This window comes from Streptococcus gwangjuensis (assembly GCF_028156745.1).
Lineage (GTDB): Bacteria > Bacillota > Bacilli > Lactobacillales > Streptococcaceae > Streptococcus > Streptococcus gwangjuense_A.
Genome location: NZ_JAODJG010000039.1, coordinates 68,165 through 86,538 on the forward strand (window position 1 = coordinate 68,165; position 18,374 = coordinate 86,538).

The 18,374-nt window shown below is 41.0% G+C and carries 11 protein-coding genes; 7 read left to right on the forward strand and 4 right to left on the reverse strand.

The features are described 5' to 3' along the window. Positions 1-53: 53 nt before the first annotated feature. Complete coding sequence (locus tag N5909_RS08520) at positions 54-5,447, forward strand: SIALI-17 repeat-containing surface protein (protein WP_271631136.1); 5,394 nt, start codon at positions 54-56, stop codon at positions 5,445-5,447. Between the two features lie 72 nt (positions 5,448-5,519). Here N5909_RS08520 and mraY read toward each other — a convergent pair whose 3' ends face one another. From mraY to rsmH, 4 genes are read right to left on the reverse strand one after another with little or no spacing between them, the layout of a single operon-like run. Beyond that, on the reverse strand, positions 5,520-6,500 hold the full coding sequence (mraY, locus tag N5909_RS08525) for a phospho-N-acetylmuramoyl-pentapeptide-transferase (RefSeq protein ID WP_033681300.1): 981 nt from the start codon (positions 6,498-6,500) through the stop codon (positions 5,520-5,522). Between the two features lies 1 nt (position 6,501). Further along, positions 6,502-8,754, reverse strand: coding sequence for a penicillin-binding protein PBP2X (gene pbp2X, locus N5909_RS08530; RefSeq protein WP_271631137.1), 2,253 nt, complete (start codon positions 8,752-8,754; stop codon positions 6,502-6,504). Between the two features lie 3 nt (positions 8,755-8,757). Next, entirely contained in the window at positions 8,758-9,075 is a 318-nt protein-coding gene (gene ftsL, locus N5909_RS08535) for a cell division protein FtsL (RefSeq protein ID WP_020902171.1), read from the reverse strand. A gap of 9 nt (positions 9,076-9,084) precedes the next feature. Further along, positions 9,085-10,035 carry a 16S rRNA (cytosine(1402)-N(4))-methyltransferase RsmH gene (gene rsmH / locus N5909_RS08540; protein ID WP_271631138.1) on the reverse strand — a complete coding sequence of 317 codons (951 nt, stop codon included), beginning with the start codon at positions 10,033-10,035 and terminating at the stop codon, positions 9,085-9,087. 166 nt (positions 10,036-10,201) lie between these two features. Here rsmH and N5909_RS08545 point away from each other — a divergent pair, with 166 nt between their 5' ends. From N5909_RS08545 to N5909_RS08570, 6 genes are all read left to right on the forward strand, one after another. Beyond that, positions 10,202-10,396 (forward strand): helix-turn-helix transcriptional regulator, encoded by a 195-nt coding sequence (locus N5909_RS08545; RefSeq protein WP_001082472.1) that lies wholly within the window; start codon positions 10,202-10,204, stop codon positions 10,394-10,396. A gap of 15 nt (positions 10,397-10,411) precedes the next feature. Continuing rightward, the gene (locus N5909_RS08550; protein WP_020902170.1) at positions 10,412-10,954 is read left to right on the forward strand and encodes a DUF3278 domain-containing protein; all 543 of its coding nucleotides are present in this window, start codon (positions 10,412-10,414) and stop codon (positions 10,952-10,954) included. Between the two features lie 10 nt (positions 10,955-10,964). Next, the gene (locus N5909_RS08555; protein WP_020902169.1) at positions 10,965-11,291 is read left to right on the forward strand and encodes a hypothetical protein; all 327 of its coding nucleotides are present in this window, start codon (positions 10,965-10,967) and stop codon (positions 11,289-11,291) included. Positions 11,292-11,317: 26 nt separating this feature from the next. Next, entirely contained in the window at positions 11,318-11,896 is a 579-nt protein-coding gene (locus N5909_RS08560; RefSeq protein WP_020902168.1) for a DUF3278 domain-containing protein, read from the forward strand. Next, entirely contained in the window at positions 11,893-12,369 is a 477-nt protein-coding gene (locus tag N5909_RS08565; RefSeq protein WP_020902167.1) for a glutathione peroxidase, read from the forward strand. The genes N5909_RS08560 and N5909_RS08565 overlap by 4 nt, the downstream gene beginning before the upstream one ends. Before the next feature lie 345 nt (positions 12,370-12,714). Continuing rightward, on the forward strand, positions 12,715-18,374 hold a 5,660-nt coding region (locus N5909_RS08570; protein ID WP_271631139.1), incomplete at its 3' end, for an alpha-L-fucosidase.

The window sequence follows — 18,374 nt, forward strand, 5'->3', positions numbered from 1 at the left end:
AAAGTTCGCCTCATTAAAAATGAAAGCGCTTTTAATTAATAAAGGAGGTTTCTATGGAAAAAATTTGGAGGGAGAAATCCTGTCGCTACAGTATTCGAAAGCTAACAGTCGGCACAGCCTCTGTTTTGCTTGGAGCGGTTTTTCTAGCTAGTCATACCGTCTCTGCTGATACTATTGAAGTACAGCAAAACGAGCCTGCATTAGAGAAAACTACAGTTAAGACAGACACTATAACGAAAGCAAGTGAATCAACTGAGCATACACAGCCAAACGTGCCAATTGATCATACAAAACCAGTTCTAGCTAATAATAGTTCTTCTGAAAGCAAACCCGCTAATGCTGATGTTACTTCTGCTACAACTAATCAAGCCAGTACTGAGGCTATTGTAAAACCTAATGAAAATAAGGAAACCGAAAAACCAGAACTACCTGTGACAGAACAAAGCAACTATCACCTAAACTATGATCGACCAACAGCTCCTTCCTATGATGGCTGGGAAAAACAAGCACTCCCAGTTGGGAATGGTGAAATGGGTGCTAAGGTTTTTGGTCTCATTGGCGAGGAGAGAATCCAATACAACGAAAAAACTCTTTGGTCAGGTGGACCGCGTCCCGACAGTACCGACTATAATGGAGGAAACTATCAGGAGCGATATAAGGTCTTGGCAGAGATTCGTAAAGCCCTTGAAGACGGAGATCGCCAAAAAGCCAAACGATTAGCTGAACAAAATCTAGTTGGACCAAACAACGCCCAGTATGGACGTTATCTAGCCTTTGGTGATATCTTCATGGTCTTCAATAACCAGAAAAAGGGGCTGGATACAGTTACAGACTATCACCGTGGTTTGGATATCACAGAAGCCACTACTACAACTTCTTACACCCAAGATGGAACGACCTTTAAAAGAGAAACCTTCTCCAGCTATCCTGATGATGTCACCGTGACCCACTTGACCCAAAAAGGGGACAAAAAACTTGATTTTACAGTTTGGAATAGCTTAACAGAAGATTTACTTGCTAACGGAGACTACTCAGCGGAATATTCTAACTACAAGAGTGGCCATGTTACGACAGACCCAAATGGTATCCTACTAAAAGGTACAGTCAAAGATAATGGCCTCCAGTTCGCATCCTATCTAGGAATTAAAACGGACGGAAAAGTTACTGTCCATGAGGATAGTTTAACAATCACAGGAGCTAGCTACGCTACGCTTTTACTCAGTGCCAAGACTAACTTTGCTCAGAATCCAAAAACAAACTATCGCAAAGACATTGACCTCGAAAAAACAGTTAAAGGCATTGTAGAAGCAGCTAGGGGCAAAGACTACGAGACACTTAAAAAGAACCATATCAAAGACTATCAAAGCCTCTTTAACCGCGTCAAACTAAACCTAGGTGGAAGCAATACTGCTCAAACGACAAAAGAGGCCCTTCAGACCTATAACCCTAGCAAAGGGCAAAAACTGGAAGAACTCTTCTTCCAATACGGACGTTATTTATTGATTAGTTCATCTCGTGATCGGACAGATGCCCTTCCTGCCAACCTACAAGGAGTCTGGAATGCTGTAGACAATCCACCTTGGAACGCTGACTACCACCTCAATGTCAACTTGCAAATGAACTATTGGCCAGCCTACATGAGCAATCTAGCTGAAACAGCCAAGCCAATGATCAATTACATTGACGATATGCGTTACTATGGCCGTATCGCTGCCAAGGAATACGCTGGTATCGAATCCAAAGATGGACAAGAAAATGGCTGGCTGGTTCATACCCAGGCGACACCATTTGGCTGGACTACCCCTGGTTGGAATTACTATTGGGGTTGGTCGCCAGCAGCTAATGCTTGGATGATGCAGAACGTTTATGACTACTATAAATTCACCAAGGATGAGACTTATCTCAAAGAAAAGATCTATCCAATGCTCAAGGAAACTGCTAAGTTCTGGAACTCCTTCTTGCACTATGACAAGGCCAGTGACCGTTGGGTGTCTTCTCCATCCTACTCACCAGAACACGGTACCATCACCATCGGAAATACCTTTGACCAATCGCTAGTCTGGCAGTTATTCCATGACTACATGGAAGTCGCTAACCATCTGAATGTCGACAAAGACTTAGTTACAGAGGTAAAGGCTAAATTTGACAAACTAAAACCACTTCACATTAACAAAGAAGGACGTATCAAGGAATGGTACGAGGAGGACAGTCCCCAATTCACCAATGAAGGGATTGAAAATCACCACCGCCACGTTTCCCATCTGGTAGGTCTCTTCCCAGGTACGCTCTTTAGCAAGGATCAGGCTGAATACTTAGAAGCTGCGCGTGCTACCCTCAACCACCGTGGAGATGGTGGTACTGGTTGGTCTAAGGCCAATAAAATCAACCTCTGGGCTCGTCTCTTAGACGGTAACCGTGCCCATCGCTTGCTCGCTGAACAGCTCAAATATTCAACCCTAGAAAACCTTTGGGATACGCACGCACCTTTCCAAATCGATGGAAACTTTGGAGCAACCAGTGGAATTGCAGAAATGCTTCTTCAATCACACACTGGCTACATTGCACCATTGCCAGCCCTTCCAGATGCTTGGAAAGACGGTCAGGTTTCTGGTCTGGTTGCTCGTGGTAACTTTGAAGTCAGCATGAAGTGGAAAGATAAAAACCTGCAAAGCTTGTCCTTCCTTTCAAATGTCGGTGGAGACCTAGTTGTAGATTATCCAAATATCGAAGCCAGTCAGGTTAAGGTTAATGGCAAATCTGTCAAAGCAACTGTTCTTAAAGATGGCCGCATTCAACTGGCAACACAAAAAGGTGATGTCATTACCTTTGAACATTTCCCTGGTCGTGTAACCAGTCTGACAGCAGTTCGACAAAATGGCGTCACTGCCGAACTTACCTTCAACCAAGTAGAAGGTGCTACCCACTATGTTATCCAAAGACAAGTGAAAGACGAATCCGGCCAAACCTCTGCAAGCAGAGAATTTGTGACCAATCAAACCCATTTTATCGACCGTTCACTCGATCCTCAACTCGCCTACACTTATACTGTTAAGGCTATGCTGGGTAATGTTTCTACACAGGTATCCGAAAAGTCCAATGTCGAAACCTATAACCAAGTGATGGATGACCGTGATAGTCGAATCCAATACGGTTCTGCATTTGGAAACTGGGCAGACTCAGAATTATTTGAAGGAACAGAGAAGTTTGCCGACCTTTCACTAGGTAACTATACAGATAAAGATGCGACAGCAACCATTCCTTTCAATGGTGTTGGCATTGAAATCTATGGTCTCAAATCATCTCAATTGGGAATCGCTGAAGTCAAAATCGATGGTAAATCAGTCGGTGAACTGGACTTCTATACTGCAGGTGCAACTGAAAAAGGTAGCCTTATCGGTCGCTTCACAGGATTGTCAGATGGTGCTCATGTGATGACTATCACTGTAAAACAAGAGCATAAACACCGTGGCAGTGAACGTTCCAAAATTTCCTTAGACTACTTTAAAGTTTTACCTGGACAAGGAACAACTATTGAAAAAATGGATGACCGTGACTCTCGCATTCAATACGGATCTCAATTCAAAGATTGGAGCGATACTGAATTATATAAGAGCACAGAAAAATATGCGGACATCAATAACGCCGACCCAAGTATCGCTTCAGAAGCTCAGGCAACCATTCCATTTACTGGAACAGGTATTCGAATTTACGGACTTAAAACATCCGCTCTCGGAAAAGCTCTCGTGACACTGGATGGAAAAGAAATGCCAAGTCTAGACTTCTACACTGCTGGCGCTACCCAAAAGGCAACCTTAATTGGAGAATTTACTAATCTGACCGACGGTAATCATATTTTGACATTGAAAGTTGATCCAAATTCATCAGCAGGTCGCAAGAAAATTTCTCTAGATTCATTTGATGTGATTAAGGCTCCAGCTGTAAGCTTGGATAGTCCAAGTATCGCACCACTTAAGGAAGGGGATAAAAACATCTCTTTAACTCTTCCAGCTGGAGATTGGGAAGCCATCGCTGTGACCTTCCCAGGCATCAAAGATCCACTCGTTTTACGCAGGATAGACGATAATCATCTAGTTACGACTGGAGATCAGACTGTCTTATCAATTCAAGATAATCAGGTACAAATCCCTATCCCTGACGAAACCAATCGAAAAATTGGAAATGCGATAGAAGCTTATTCTATCCAGGGAAATACAACAAGCAGTCCTGTAGTAGCTATCTTTACCAAAAAGGATGAGAAGAAGGTTGAGAATCAGCAACCAACTACAAGCAAGGGAGATGATCCTGCTCCTATTGTAGAAATTCCTAAATACACCAAGCCTATCAGCACAGCAGGACTAGAACAACCACCTACGGTTTCTATCCCTGAATACACTAAACCTATCGGCACAGCAGGACTAGAACAACCGCCTACTATTTCTATTCCTGAATATACTAAACCTATCGGCACAGTGGGACAAGAACAGCCACCTACCGTTTCTATTCCTGAGTATACTAAGCCTATCGGCACAATGGGACAAGAACAGCCACCTACTGTTTCTATCCCTGAATACACGAAACCTATCGGAACGGCTGGACAGGAACAACCGCCTGTAGTAAATATTCCTGAATACACTAAACCTATCGGCACAGCAGGACTAGAACAACCGCCTACTGTTTCTATCCCTGAGTACACGAAACCTATCGGCACAGCAGGACTAGAACAACCACCTACTGCTTCTGTTCCTGAATACACTAAATCTATCGGTACAGCAGGACAAGAACAGCCACCTGTAGTAAACGTCCCTGAGTACACTAAACCTATCGGCACAGCAGGACAAGAGCAAGCGCCTACGGTTTCTGTTCCTGAATATATACTTCGTGTCTTAAAGGATGAAAAGACTAAAGTGGAAATTATTGGAGGGGCAACTGACTTAGAGGGAATTTCTCACATTTCTAGCAGACGTGTATTAGCCCAAGAACTATTTGGTAAGACCTATGATGCTTACGATCTTCACCTTAAAAATTCAACAGATCAGAGTTTGCAACCAAAAGGAGCTGTCTTGGTCCGCTTGCCTATTTCCTCTGCTGTCGAAAATGTCTACTACCTAACTCCATCAAAAGAGTTACAGGCACTCGATTTTACTATTCGCGAGGGAATGGCAGAATTTACGACTACTCATTTCAGTACCTATGCAGTCGTTTATCAAGCTAATGGAACATCAACTACTGCAGAGCAAAAAGCAAGTGAAACAGATATCAAACCATTAGCCAATAGCTCTAAGCAAGTTTCATCTAGTCCAGACTTTGTCCAATCGGCAAATCATTCTCCTAAAGAACAACTTCCAGCTACTGGTGAAACATCCAATCCACTACTATTCTTGTCAGGATTGAGTCTAGTCCTAACAGCGACTTTTCTACTTAAGAGTAAGAAGGATGAAACCAACTAACTTTTAACCACACAAAAACCAGGATGAAGATAAGCTTCATCCTGGTTTCTTTTATCAATAAAAGATTATTTTTTACAGTAGGTATAAAAAGGCTAGGGTCAAGAGACTTGCTAGGAGCCCCACTCCCCAAAAGAAGAAGTCAACCTTCCACTCGCTCCAAGGATTTCCTTTACCAGACAATCCTCCAAGCTCAAAATGGTGATGTACAGGAGTCATACGGAAAATACGTTTACCACCTGTCATTTTGAAGTATCCAACTTGCATCATAACCGAAGTTGTTTCAAAAACATAAACAATTCCGATAATCAAGAGAGTCCATTCTTGGTGGAGGGCCATAGAGATAGCTGCCAGCATTCCACCTAGGGCCAAACTTCCCACATCCCCCATAAAGACTTTGGCAGGCTTATGGTTAAAGACGAAGAAACCAAGTAAACCACCAATCATGGCAAAAATCACCAGAAGGATATCCATCTGACCTTGCACATAGGCAATAACTCCATAAGCAGACAAGCTAATCACAACTGAAATACTAGCTAGACCGTCAATACCATCTGTCAAGTTCACTGCGTTTGAAAAACCAACTAGCCAGAAAAGAGCGAAGATAATATAGAAAATCCCTAGATGTACTTGGTAACCAAAGACAGAGAGCATATCGCCCCCACGCTCATAAAAAAGGTAGAAAATGACACCACCTAGAAGTTGAAGAGCCAATTTCTGTTTGGGGTTTAGCCCCTCATTGATCTTTCGGAAGACCTTGAGAAAGTCATCTAAAAAACCAACCAAGCCATACAAGACCAAAATAAACAAAATCATACCAACATTATTGGTCAATTGTTTCGAAAAAAGAGCGACGAGGAAACTCACCACAACTGCAGCAATGAGGAAAACAAGCCCCCCCATTGTAGGAGTCCCAGCTTTTGCCTGGTGCTGTTTGACATCCTCATGCATCTGCTGGCCTGTAATTTGCGCCTTTCTATAAAATTGGATGAAGGCTGGAATTCCCACTAAAGTTAGTAAAAATGTCACAATTCCAGCACTGATGGAAATAAACATATTAGTCTCCTAAAGTTAATTTAATTTTTTTAATGTTTTTGATAGCTGTATTGGTCCGAACGTCTTGCTTTTGGACGACGGAACCTGAACCTTCAAATTCTAGCTCAATATCCAACCATTTAGCAAAGGTCTCAGCAGTCTCTTTTTTCCAGCCATACATATCTGGAATTTCTTCTACCTTATCCGATAAAAGGAGAACTTGTTGGTTTGGTGCAAGATTTTTTCCTTCTTCTACAGAAGTCTCTTTAATCTTTGTTCCAGTACCAACAACGATTGGTTGCACAATATTTCGACGTAAGGCTTCCGCCAAATCACCAGGTGAAATATCCTTGATGCTAGGCATTGCATACGAAGATTCTGTCGTCACTTGATCTAAATTCTTAGCTGGAGATTGAAGGTTCAGAGATTCTTTCATCGCTGAAGCCCGCTCCAATATTGGATTGGAAAACTCTCCCAACTGGGCAGCTGAATAATGCTCAGGCTGTTGAACCGTTACATACAAGATAAAATCAGGATTTTCAGCAGGATTCATAGTCACAACTGAGAAAATATAATTGGTAGAACCAACCAAGTATCCTCCATTTTTCTCATCAGCGATTTGAGCCGTACCGGATTTAACTGCTACATTTTGTCCAGGAACTGTTATAATTGGCTTTCCTGTGTAGTGATTATACATAGTTCCATATAGAGGGTCCGTCCCAACTAATATCATGTTAGTACGAGTCAAGCTTGCTGCATCTTCAGATACAGGTTTTCCTACAATCTCTTTTTGAGACTTTCGTACAGACTGATTGTTAGTATCATAAATAGCACTTATAAATTTTGGCTCCAGCATAACTCCATCATTAGCAATAGCTGTAAAGGCACGAAGCATTTGTGTTTGTGTTACTGAAATCCCTTGCCCAAATGAGCTTTGAGCAATATTGACAATATTATCAGCTGGAAGTTGACCAGCGTATTCATCTGTCAAACCAAAGCGAGTTGGGACCCCAAATTTAAAGCGGTTTAGATAATCCAACCAAGTAGCATCTCCCATTTTTTGTTCAAGTAGACTCATTCCAACATTACTGGAGTGAGCGAAACCTTGTGAGAAAGTCATCATCCTACCAGTAGTCAAACCATCATTAACATCCCAATCTCGAATCGTCGCATCCGCTATTTTTAATTCACTGCTATTGAAGTATTCTCCACTTGGGAAGGTATTATTATCAATAGAAGAAGCTAACGTCATAACCTTCATGGTTGATCCTGGTTCATAGTTACTTTGATAAAGAATGTCACGCCAAACAAAGTCCTCAGTGATTCCTTCTTTAGTATCTGCATTAAAGGTAGGTCGTTGGGTGGTAGCGAGAATTTCACCGGTCTTTGCACTGACCAAGGTCGCGGTCATATACTTACCTTTTACTTTTTCTAGAAAGGCATCCATCTGAGTTTCCATGAAAGATTGTAGCGGACTAGACAATGTTGTATAAACATCCTTGCCATCCACAGTTTGTTGCGATACCAGTTCTGTACCTGGTACGATATTTCCTACACGGTCTTTTTCATAGGTAATAATACCGTCTGTCCCAGCAAGAATGGTATTTAAAGAACTCTCCAAACCAGAAGTTCCTAACAAACTCTTACTGCCATCCTCATTTTCATGGAGTTGGGCTAAGCCAATAAAACTAGAAGCAAATTGTCCATTTGGATAGCTTCTGTTAGGGCTAGTTGTGAAGTCAATCCCTTCTACACTAGCATCTTTCAAGTCTTTTTTAATAGCCATCATATTGGCATAGGTAATCCCATTTCCTTTTGCTCCAAAGGAAACTTGGGTCAGATTTGGTTGAGCTAGTTGCTCTTTCACATAAGCTTCATCCATATCCAAATACTTATGGAAGACTTCAGCTACCTTATTAAACTGCGAATCCTCTACATAAAGAATTTTTCCAGTTGCTGACTTGTATTTTTTATCAATAACAGCATAGACGTTATAAGAGGTCGCATCTTCAGCGATTGGCACTCCATTTCGGTCATAGATAGTCCCACGTTTGGCAGGAACTGTTCGGGTTGTTTGGTGAACCTTTTTAGCCTCTTTAACCAAGTCAGTACCAAATATATTACCTTTTGCTATAATATACGCAAAATTAGCCAAAAAGATAGCGAAAAGTACGACAGCTAACAAACTGATGTACTTGCCGACTATTCTACGGTTTTCTGCTGGAGATTTACGATTTTTTAGCGCAAATCGGGTTATTTTTTCTGTCCATTTCATATCTTACTCCGCTGTTCGGATATTTTCGTTATTCAATTTCAAATCTTTTTTATCTGCAATCTCTTTCAAGCGCTCTGAACGAATCAATTCATTCACTTCCTGCTTGGCATCGTCCAGCTCTGTTTTCTTTTCCTCTATCTGCGCATTGATTTTTGTCAAATCACTTTGCACTTGCAAAAGTCGTGTTTGCATAAAGATAATGCTCACTGCTAAGACGAGAGCCGTAAAAGCGATGGAAAGATAAAAAGCCTTCTCCACACGGGAGAATTTTTTGATACGACTCTGCAAGAATTGACTGGTTGTTTCTTTTTTATCTACCATTTTTTCCTCTTACTTGTGAATTTTTCTGGCCACGCGCAACTTAGCTGAATGCGAGCGGTTATTGGCTTCTAACTCTTCCACACTTGGCAAGATTGGCTTACGGGATACCAATTCCATCTTGGGCTTGAGATCATCTGGGATGAAAGGCAAACCTTTAGGAACTTCCACTGTTGAAGCTTCCTTGAACAATTGCTTGGTCAAGCGGTCTTCCAAGGAATGAAAGGTAATCACTGAAATTCTACCATCTAGAGCCAACATGTCCATAGCCTGCTGGATAGATTCATCTGCCGCTCCCAGTTCATCATTGACTTCAATTCGAATAGCCTGGAAAATCTGCTTGGCAGGATGCCCCTTCTTCTTGAGTTCCTTAGCAGGTTTGGCCGACTTGATAATCTCTGCCAACTCAGTCGTTGTCTCGATTGGCTTGACTTCACGTGCTTGTTCAATCTTACGCGCAATCTGTTTAGAAAACTTATCCTCACCATACTTGAAGAAAATACGAACCAAGTCATGATAGTCATAGTGATTCACTACCTCATAGGCTGTCAGACTAGCTTCCTGATTCATCCGCATATCCAGTGGCGCATCCTTCTTATAAGAAAAACCACGCTCCCGCTGGTCCAACTGAGGACTAGACACTCCCAAGTCATAACAAATTCCATCAATTTCCTGAACACCAGCTTCGCGCAAACGTGCCTGTAAATGACGGAAATTATCCTTGATAAAGGTTACCATCCCTTTTTCGATATAGGGTGCCAAGCGTTTTTGCGCATTATCAATGGCATTCTGGTCTTGGTCAAAGGCATAGAGATGGCCTTTTTCACTTAATTTACTTAATAAATATTCGCTATGGCCCGCTCCACCCAAAGTCGCATCAACGTAGATACCGTCAGGCTTTACGTCTAGCATATCAACCGTTTCGTGGAGTAAGACCGTTACATGATGAAATTCTTTTGTCATATCTTATCTATTTTACCACAAATCCGACTAGCTTGCACTAGTCAGACAAATAGGTCAAAAACAAGTAAGATTTCTTTAAGAAATATGTCAAATATGCTTGACATTCGCTCTATAGAAGAATATAATATAGTCAAATATATACGACACAAATCAGAAAGGAGAACATATGAATCGTGTGAAAGAATTTCGCAAGGAACTGGGCATTTCCCAGCTCGAACTCGCCAAGGATATCGGTGTCTCGAGACAAACCATCAATATGATTGAAAACGACAAGTACAACCCAACCCTGGAACTTTGTCTCAATCTCGCCCGCAGCCTCCAAACTGACCTCAACAGTCTCTTTTGGGAGGAAGATTTTTAAAAAAGGAGCCAACTTATGAAAAAAGAAACCTTCACTGAAAAACTCATCAAACGCACATACGGCATTTCTGGTCCCCTTGACGAATACAAACGGCGTGAGGCCGATCGTATTGGGAACCAAGTCTTTATCGTTCTTTTTTATCTGATGATTTTCGGAAATCTTATTCCACTCCTTCTGGCCTATAAATACCCTCAAGAAGTGGCTCTAATCTATCCTCCTCTAATTTTAGTGATTGCCCTCATCGCTGCTGGCTATGTCACCTACCAAATGAAAAAAACAGGGATTACAGCTATTGATCCAGATATGCTGAATGAGAAAGAAAGTAAGCAACTACACCACCCAGGTCTGAAAGCAGGTTTGTTCTTTGGTCTATGGATGTTTTTTATAACTCCTCTTCTCCATATACTCATAGGTGAAAGTCCGGACTATTTTAATTCTCTTCTCACTATAAGAAATGGTGTATCAAGCATTCTCGGTTCTATCTTCTTCGGAGCGAGTATACAGTTCCTCATCTCCCGTCGCATTGCAAAAACTAAGAAAGATCAAGATGAGGATTAGGAGGTGCCCTATGAAATCACTAGTAACTTTACTTATCTATCATCTTTTGTTCAGTTCTCTGCTCATCTTCATCATCGTTTCAGGGAACTTGCCAATCTACGATATAGTCCTCCTTCCAGTCTTTGTTCCAGCACTCAACAAAGGATTGACTTATCTAAAAATCGACTCCCAAAAAACGCGCATACTCAACTTAGCACTAATCTTTATGATTCTATCCTTACCACAACTGACGCTCATTTCAAGCAATTGGAAATATTATATACTGCTAACTATCGCTATCCTTTCTTCTATTACTTATCTTTATTATCTCTATCAATTCGTAAAAGAAACAAAATAGCATCGTTCATTTAGGAGAAATCACCCATGAAAAAAGAAGACTTAACCACTCGCCTACTTCGAAATTTCTTTCATATCCAAGGCCCTTTTGATGAATGCCGTCAAGAGGTTATCTACAAGGCTTGCGCCCGTTCCATGATCCAAATCTTTTACTCTTCCTTCATTCTCTTCCTGTTCTATATTTTGTTCGGAAGCTTTATAGAAATTGTTCGAAATGTTATGCCCTACATCTATTTTGGACTCATTTTGTTCATGAGTATAAAAGCTCAAAAAGCCGTCCAAGAGCTTCATCTTGAAAAGGATGACAAATCAGAAATCATTCTCAAAACCTACAGCAAAGCCCAAATCAAATTCCGAAGCTGGATTGTGTTTATCGGTATTCAGATTGGCCTCTTTACCTTACTCATCTTTCATAAAGTCTTCGTTCAGCAGATGCCCCTTTCAGATTTTGTGAAGTTGCTCATGCAATTCGATAAAAGTGGTCCTTTCCTGATGTATGGCCTCATTATCGGTAGCATTTTTGGAACCCTGACCTACGGATTTCTATCACTACAGGAGGAGAAAACTCCTAAAAATACCAAACAGAAGGAGAAAAGCAAGCAATGACTTCACTATACGATTTTTCAGTCTTGAACCAAGACCATCAAGAAACTCCACTAGAGACCTATCGTGGTAAGATTCTCTTGGTTGTCAACACTGCTACTGGATGTGGTTTAACGCCCCAGTACCAAGGACTCCAAGAACTCTATGACCGCTATCAAGATCAGGGATTTGAAATTTTAGACTTCCCTTGCAATCAGTTTATGGGACAAGCACCAGGTAGCGCAGAGGAAATCAACGCCTTCTGTAGCCTACATTATCAGACCAGCTTCCCACGTTTTGCCAAGATCAAGGTCAACGGTAAGGAAGCAGATCCTCTCTATGTTTGGTTGAAAGAACAAAAATCTGGTCCACTAGGAAAACGAATCGAATGGAATTTCGCTAAGTTTCTCATCGGTCGAGATGGGCAGGTCTTTGAACGCTTCTCTTCAAAAACAGAGCCAAAACAAATTGAAGAGGCGATACAAAAATTACTCTGACTTTTTTTTGAATACATTCTTTCATTCAGTTTAATTCTTGAAAGGATGTATTTTTTTCTTTAAAAAGTGAAAGAATTTCTTTAAATTAGATGGATTTTCTTGCATTTCTCTATTGCATTTCTTGGAATAATTTAGTATATTTGTTATATTAAAGATTTTTAGGTCATTTTAAAGATTAAGATGGCAATTTAAATTTTTTATCTCAAAATGAAAGCGCTTAAATATAGGGAGGGGTTAGTCTCAAACTATTGCACAAAATTTAACTATCGCTAAAAAAAATCGTTTCCAAGTCATACTTGGGCTCAGACAGTAGCTGACTGTCTTTATTCAAACTAGGAGTACATTATGAATCGATACCTTTTTGAGAAAGGGCAAACTTTTAGCATCAGAAAATTAACCGTTGGAGTTGCTTCGGTTATGGTCGGGCTCGCTTTTTTTGCATCTGGTACAGCACTAGCTGACGAAGCAAAAATTGAAGCTACAAGCTCTCAACCAAATGTAGAAAAATTGGCCGAAGCTGAAAAAAACAAACCAGAAGTCAAAAATGAAAGTCCTGTAATTTCTACACCTCAAGAGTCAGAGAAAGCAGAGAAATCAGAAAAAACTGTTAAACCAATAGAAGAGAAGACTGTAGCAGAAACTAAAACTACTGACTTGCTTCCTGAAGAAATCCACGATCAAGCTTATCCTGATACACCCGTAAAAAACATAGATACTTCAGCAATCCTAGACAAGAAGGATAGCCCTAAAGTTGAGACAGAAAGCATTCTAAAAAACAAGGAAGAACTTCCAAAAGAAGCTGAAAATGGTAATCGTGCGATTATCAACGGTGGTCTAGATTTGAAGCACGTCACTTATGAAGGACAACCTGCTACTGCTGCTAGTATGATTTACACTATTTACAATGGTGGTTCCCAACGCTATATCGTGTCTGGTTCTGGTATTTTTGTGGCACCAAATGTCATCTTGACTGTTGCCCACAACTTTTTAGAATCAAACCGTGATACAAAAGAAGGACATATTCGAGGCGGAGATTCTGCTAAGTTTTACTATAACCTCGGTTCTAATTCTGCTGTTCGCAATTCTCAACCTGTAACGGGTAATACTACTCTATTCAAAGAAGAAGATATTCATTTTTGGAACAAGAAAGAATTTGGAAAAGGATATCAAAATGACTTGGCTGCTGTTGTAGCACCTGTTCCTCTTCAAATCGCTAGTCCAAATAAAGCTGCTACCTTTGTTCCTTTGGCAGAAAACAAAACCTATCAACCAGGGGACCCTGTTAGCACGATTGGGTATCCAACTGACTCAAGCTCACCTGAGCTCAAAAAACCAATTGTAGCTGGTCAACTTTACAAGGCTGATGGTGTCGTGAAATCTGTTGATAATTATGATGATAAAGGCTCAAAAGGCATCACCTATCATATGACTTCTGTTTCAGGCCTTTCAGGTGCTGGTATTATCAACAGTGATGGTAAAGTAGTCGGTGTTCACCAACACGGCACAATTGAAAACGGCATCCCTGACAAAGACCGTTTCGGTGGTGGGATCGTCCTCTCACCTGAGCAAGTCAAATGGGTAAAAGATATTATCGCAAAATATGGCGTCAAAGGTTGGTACCAAGGTGATAATGGGAAACGATATTACTTTACTCCTGAAGGAGAAATGTTCAGAAATAAAACTGCTGTTATTGGTGAAAATCAATATTCTTTCGATGAAAATGGTGTTGCGACACTCATTAAAGGAATCGATTACGGACGTGTAGTTGTTCAACACGTAGATGAAACTGGTAATCCAATCAAAACTGATGATACTTTTGTTGAAAAAACTGAAGTTGGAACAGCTTTTGATTATGACTTCAAAAAAGAAATCGCTAAGACTGACTTCTATACAAAAAATCAAGAGAAATACCAGATTGTCTCTATTGATGGCGTCGAAATCAACAAACAACTCAAAGATGAGTGGACCTACAAGGTCGTCAGCAAAACAGCTCCAGGAACACGGGTCATCAAGGTGGTTTATAAAGTGAATAAAGGTTCATTTGCCATTCATTATCGTTTGAAAGGCTCAGAGCAAGAATTGGCAGATGCTATTACTGATAATAATGACGGAAAAGAATACGATGTTTCTTTTGTAAACACTTTTGAAGCAAAAGAAATCGCAGGATACCGCGCAATCACTCCACGCTTAGAAGCCAGCATCCAGCACAAGGGTGTGAATGATGTTGTCTTTGAATACGAAAAAATCTCTGATAGCTCTAATCCGACTTCAAATGTTTTACCTGCTGCTCATCCAGAAGATAAGGAAACAGAAATTGGAAATCACGGTCCTCTTCCAAGCAAGGCTCAACTTGATTATCACAAGGAAGAATTAGCCGCCTTCATCCACTATGGTATGAATACTTATACTAATTCTGAGTGGGGACATGGAAATGAAGACCCTAAAAACTTCAATCCAACTAACTTAGATACAGATCAATGGATCCGTACTCTTAAAGAAACTGGTTTCAAACGCACCATTATGGTAGTGAAACACCACGATGGCTTCGTTATTTACCCATCTAAATATACAAATCATACCGTAGCTGCAAGTCCATGGAAGGATGGAAAAGGTGACCTTCTAGAAGAAATCTCTAAATCGGCTACTAAATACGATATGAACATGGGCGTTTACCTATCACCATGGGATGTTAATAGCCCTAAATATAAGGTAGCTACTCAAAAAGAATACAACGAATACTATCTCAACCAACTAAAAGAAATTCTTGGAAATCCAAAATACGGTAATAAGGGTAAATTCATTGAAGTTTGGATGGATGGTGCGCGTGGTAGCGGTGCCCAGAAAGTAACCTACACCTTTGACGAATGGTTCAAATATATTAAGGAAGCAGAAGGAGATATCGCTATCTTTTCTGCACAACCAACAAGTATCCGTTGGATTGGAAATGAGCGTGGTATCGCCGGTGACCCTGTATGGCATAAGGTCAAGAAAGCAAACATCACCGAAAATGTTAAGAACGAATACCTTAACCACGGTGACCCTGACGGAGATATGTACTCTGTAGGAGAAGCAGACGTTTCAATCCGTTCTGGTTGGTTCTACCACGATAACCAGCAGCCAAAATCTCTCAAAGAATTGATGGATATCTACTTCAAGTCTGTTGGTCGTGGAACGCCACTTCTTCTCAACATTCCACCAAACAAAGAAGGTAAATTCGCAGATGCTGATGTAGCTCGCTTGAAGGAGTTCAAGGCAACCCTAGATCAAATGTATGCTACTGACTTTGCTAAAGGTGCGACTGTAACAGCAAGTTCGACTCGTCAGAACCATCTCTACAAGGAGAGCCACCTAACTGATGGTAAAGATGATACTAGCTGGGCTCTTTCAAATGATGCTACAACTGGTAGTTTCACAGTTGATTTAGGACAAAAGAGACGCTTTGACGTCGTTGAACTAAAAGAAGATATTGCTAAAGGGCAACGTATTTCTGGATTCAAAATTGAAGTCGAGATCAACGGACGCTGGGTTCCATATGGTGAAGGTTCAACCGTAGGCTATCGTCGTTTGATCCAAGGTCAACCTGTAGAAGCACAAAAAATCCGAGTTACGATTACTGGCTCACAAGCTACTCCAATCCTAACCAACTTCTCAGTCTACAAGACACCAAGTAGTATCGAAAAGACAGACGGCTACCCTCTTGGACTTGAATACCACTCAAATACAACAGCGGATACAGCCGGTACAACTTGGTACAATGAATCTGAAGGTATCCGCGGCACTTCTATGTGGACCAATCAAAAAGATGCCAAAGTAAGCTATACTTTCACAGGAACCAAGGCCTATGTCGTCTCTACAGTTGACCCAGGTCATGGAGAAATGTCCGTCTACGTTGATGGCCAAAAAGTTGCGGATGTGCAAACTAAGAACACTAGCCGTAAACGCAGCCAAAAAGTATATGAAACAGACGATTTAGCACCTGGCCAACATACCATTACCCTTGTTAATAAAACAGGTGAACCAATTGCTACAGAAGGGATCTACACCCTAAACAATGATAGCAAAGGAATGTTTGAACTTGAGTCTACTAACTACGAAGTCGAAAAAGGAAAACCAGTCACTGTTAAAATTAAACGTGTTGGTGGAAGCAAGGGAACTGCTACTGTTCGCTTCATCACAGAACCTGGAACTGGGGTTCACGGTAAAGTTTACCAAGATACAACTCAAGATGTGACTTTTGAAGATGGAGAAACAGAAAAGACTGTTACCATCCCAACGATTGACTTTACCGAACAAGCCGACTCTATCTTTGACTTCAAAGCCAAGCTCACTTCTGTCACTGATGGTGCCCTGCTCGGTTTTGCTACCGATGCAACCATCCAAGTGATGAAAGCTGAATTGCTGATCAAGGATCAAACAAGTTATGATGACCAAGCTAGTCAGTTGGATTACAGTCCTGGCTGGCACCATGAAACCAATTCGGCAGACAAGTACCAAAAAACGGAGTCTTGGGCTTCCTTTGGTCGCTTAACTGATGAACAAAAGAAAAAGACAACTGTCACAGCCTACTTCTACGGTACTGGACTTGATATCAAGGGCTATGTTGATCCAAATCATGGTATCTACAAAGTCTTCCTAGATGGCAAAGAAGTTCCTTACCAAGATGGCATGGGAAATGCGTCGACTATTGAGGGCAAGAAATACTTTAGCGGTCACGCTGCTCAACGCCAAGGCAATCAAACTCTGGTTAGCCTAAAAGGTCTTGATGAAAACTTGCACGCAGTCACCCTTCAACTAGATCCTGATCGAAACGATTTGTCTCGAAACATCGGTATCCAGGTGGATCAATTCATCACTCGTGGTGAAGGAAGCGAACTCTACAGCAAAACACAAATCCTTCAATCTCTCTCTAAATGGAAAGACGACTTATCTAACTTTGATCCAAGTGGTTTGAAAAATACAGCAACTGCACGTCAAGCATTTAACTCTAATCTTGATAAACTCACTGCACAATTAAGTTCTGATACTGTAAATGTACAAGATGTGATGTCAACAGTCACTGCTTTGCAAGATATTCTTAGCAAAGACGAAAATTACCAAAAACCTGGAGACGAAACAAGTCCAGAACAACCGGTTGAACCAAAACAACCGGAACAGCCTGAAATCAATTATGATAAGGCTATGGCTAGCTTGACTGAAGCTATCGAGAAAAAAGTAGCTGAACTTGGTACTAACAACGATGCTAAGAAGAAATTAGTTGAAATTACTGATAAAGCAATCGCAGCTATCCAAGATGCTAAGACTCAAGAAGACATCAATAAAGCCCTCAATAATGCTCTTGAACAAATCAAACAATTGCAACCTAGCCAGCCAGAACAACCAGTTGAACCAAAACAGCCTGAAAAACCAATTACTTCTTCAAGTCCTGAAGAAGGGATTAAAGAGCTTGTCTTCCAACTTCCAAGTTTGGATATTGTCAATAAGGTGGTTCCATTTAAGACTATCCATCGCGAAAATTCACAATTAGACAAAGGGAAAGAACAAGTTCTAGCAGAAGGGAAAGATGGTGCTATAATTGAGTATGTCGAAGTAGATGGCAGCAATCGTAAGGTAGTTCAAACTGAGTCAACTCCAGCTCTAGACCGAGTGATTGAAGTTGGAACGAAACAAAGCTCTGTAGGAACAGATACTCCACCAGTTGTAACTCTTCCTGAATACCTTCTACCAAAAGAACCTGAAAAACCAATTACTTCTTCAAGTCCTGAAGAAGGGGTTAAGGACCTTGTCTTTAAACTTCCAAGCTTGGATATTATCAAGAAGGCAGTACCATTCAAGACTATCCGTCACGAAAATCCAAACTTAGATAAAGGAAAAGAGAAAGTTCTAGCAGAAGGGAAAGATGGTGCTATAATCGAGTATGTCGAAGTAGATGGCAGCAATCGTAAGGTAGTTCAAACTGAGTCAACTCCAGCTCTAGACCGAGTGATTGAAGTTGGAACGAAACAAAG

Coding starts and splice junctions, on each gene's coding strand:
- N5909_RS08550 (WP_020902170.1), top strand. CDS start 10,412: ATGAAAAAAGAAACCTTCACTGAAAAACTCATCAAACGCACATACGGC.
- N5909_RS08555 (WP_020902169.1), top strand. CDS start 10,965: ATGAAATCACTAGTAACTTTACTTATCTATCATCTTTTGTTCAGTTCT.
- rsmH (WP_271631138.1), bottom strand. CDS start 10,035: ATGACAAAAGAATTTCATCATGTAACGGTCTTACTCCACGAAACGGTT.
- mraY (WP_033681300.1), bottom strand. CDS start 6,500: ATGTTTATTTCCATCAGTGCTGGAATTGTGACATTTTTACTAACTTTA.
- N5909_RS08545 (WP_001082472.1), top strand. CDS start 10,202: ATGAATCGTGTGAAAGAATTTCGCAAGGAACTGGGCATTTCCCAGCTC.
- N5909_RS08565 (WP_020902167.1), top strand. CDS start 11,893: ATGACTTCACTATACGATTTTTCAGTCTTGAACCAAGACCATCAAGAA.
- pbp2X (WP_271631137.1), bottom strand. CDS start 8,754: ATGAAATGGACAGAAAAAATAACCCGATTTGCGCTAAAAAATCGTAAA.
- ftsL (WP_020902171.1), bottom strand. CDS start 9,075: ATGGTAGATAAAAAAGAAACAACCAGTCAATTCTTGCAGAGTCGTATC.
- N5909_RS08520 (WP_271631136.1), top strand. CDS start 54: ATGGAAAAAATTTGGAGGGAGAAATCCTGTCGCTACAGTATTCGAAAG.
- N5909_RS08560 (WP_020902168.1), top strand. CDS start 11,318: ATGAAAAAAGAAGACTTAACCACTCGCCTACTTCGAAATTTCTTTCAT.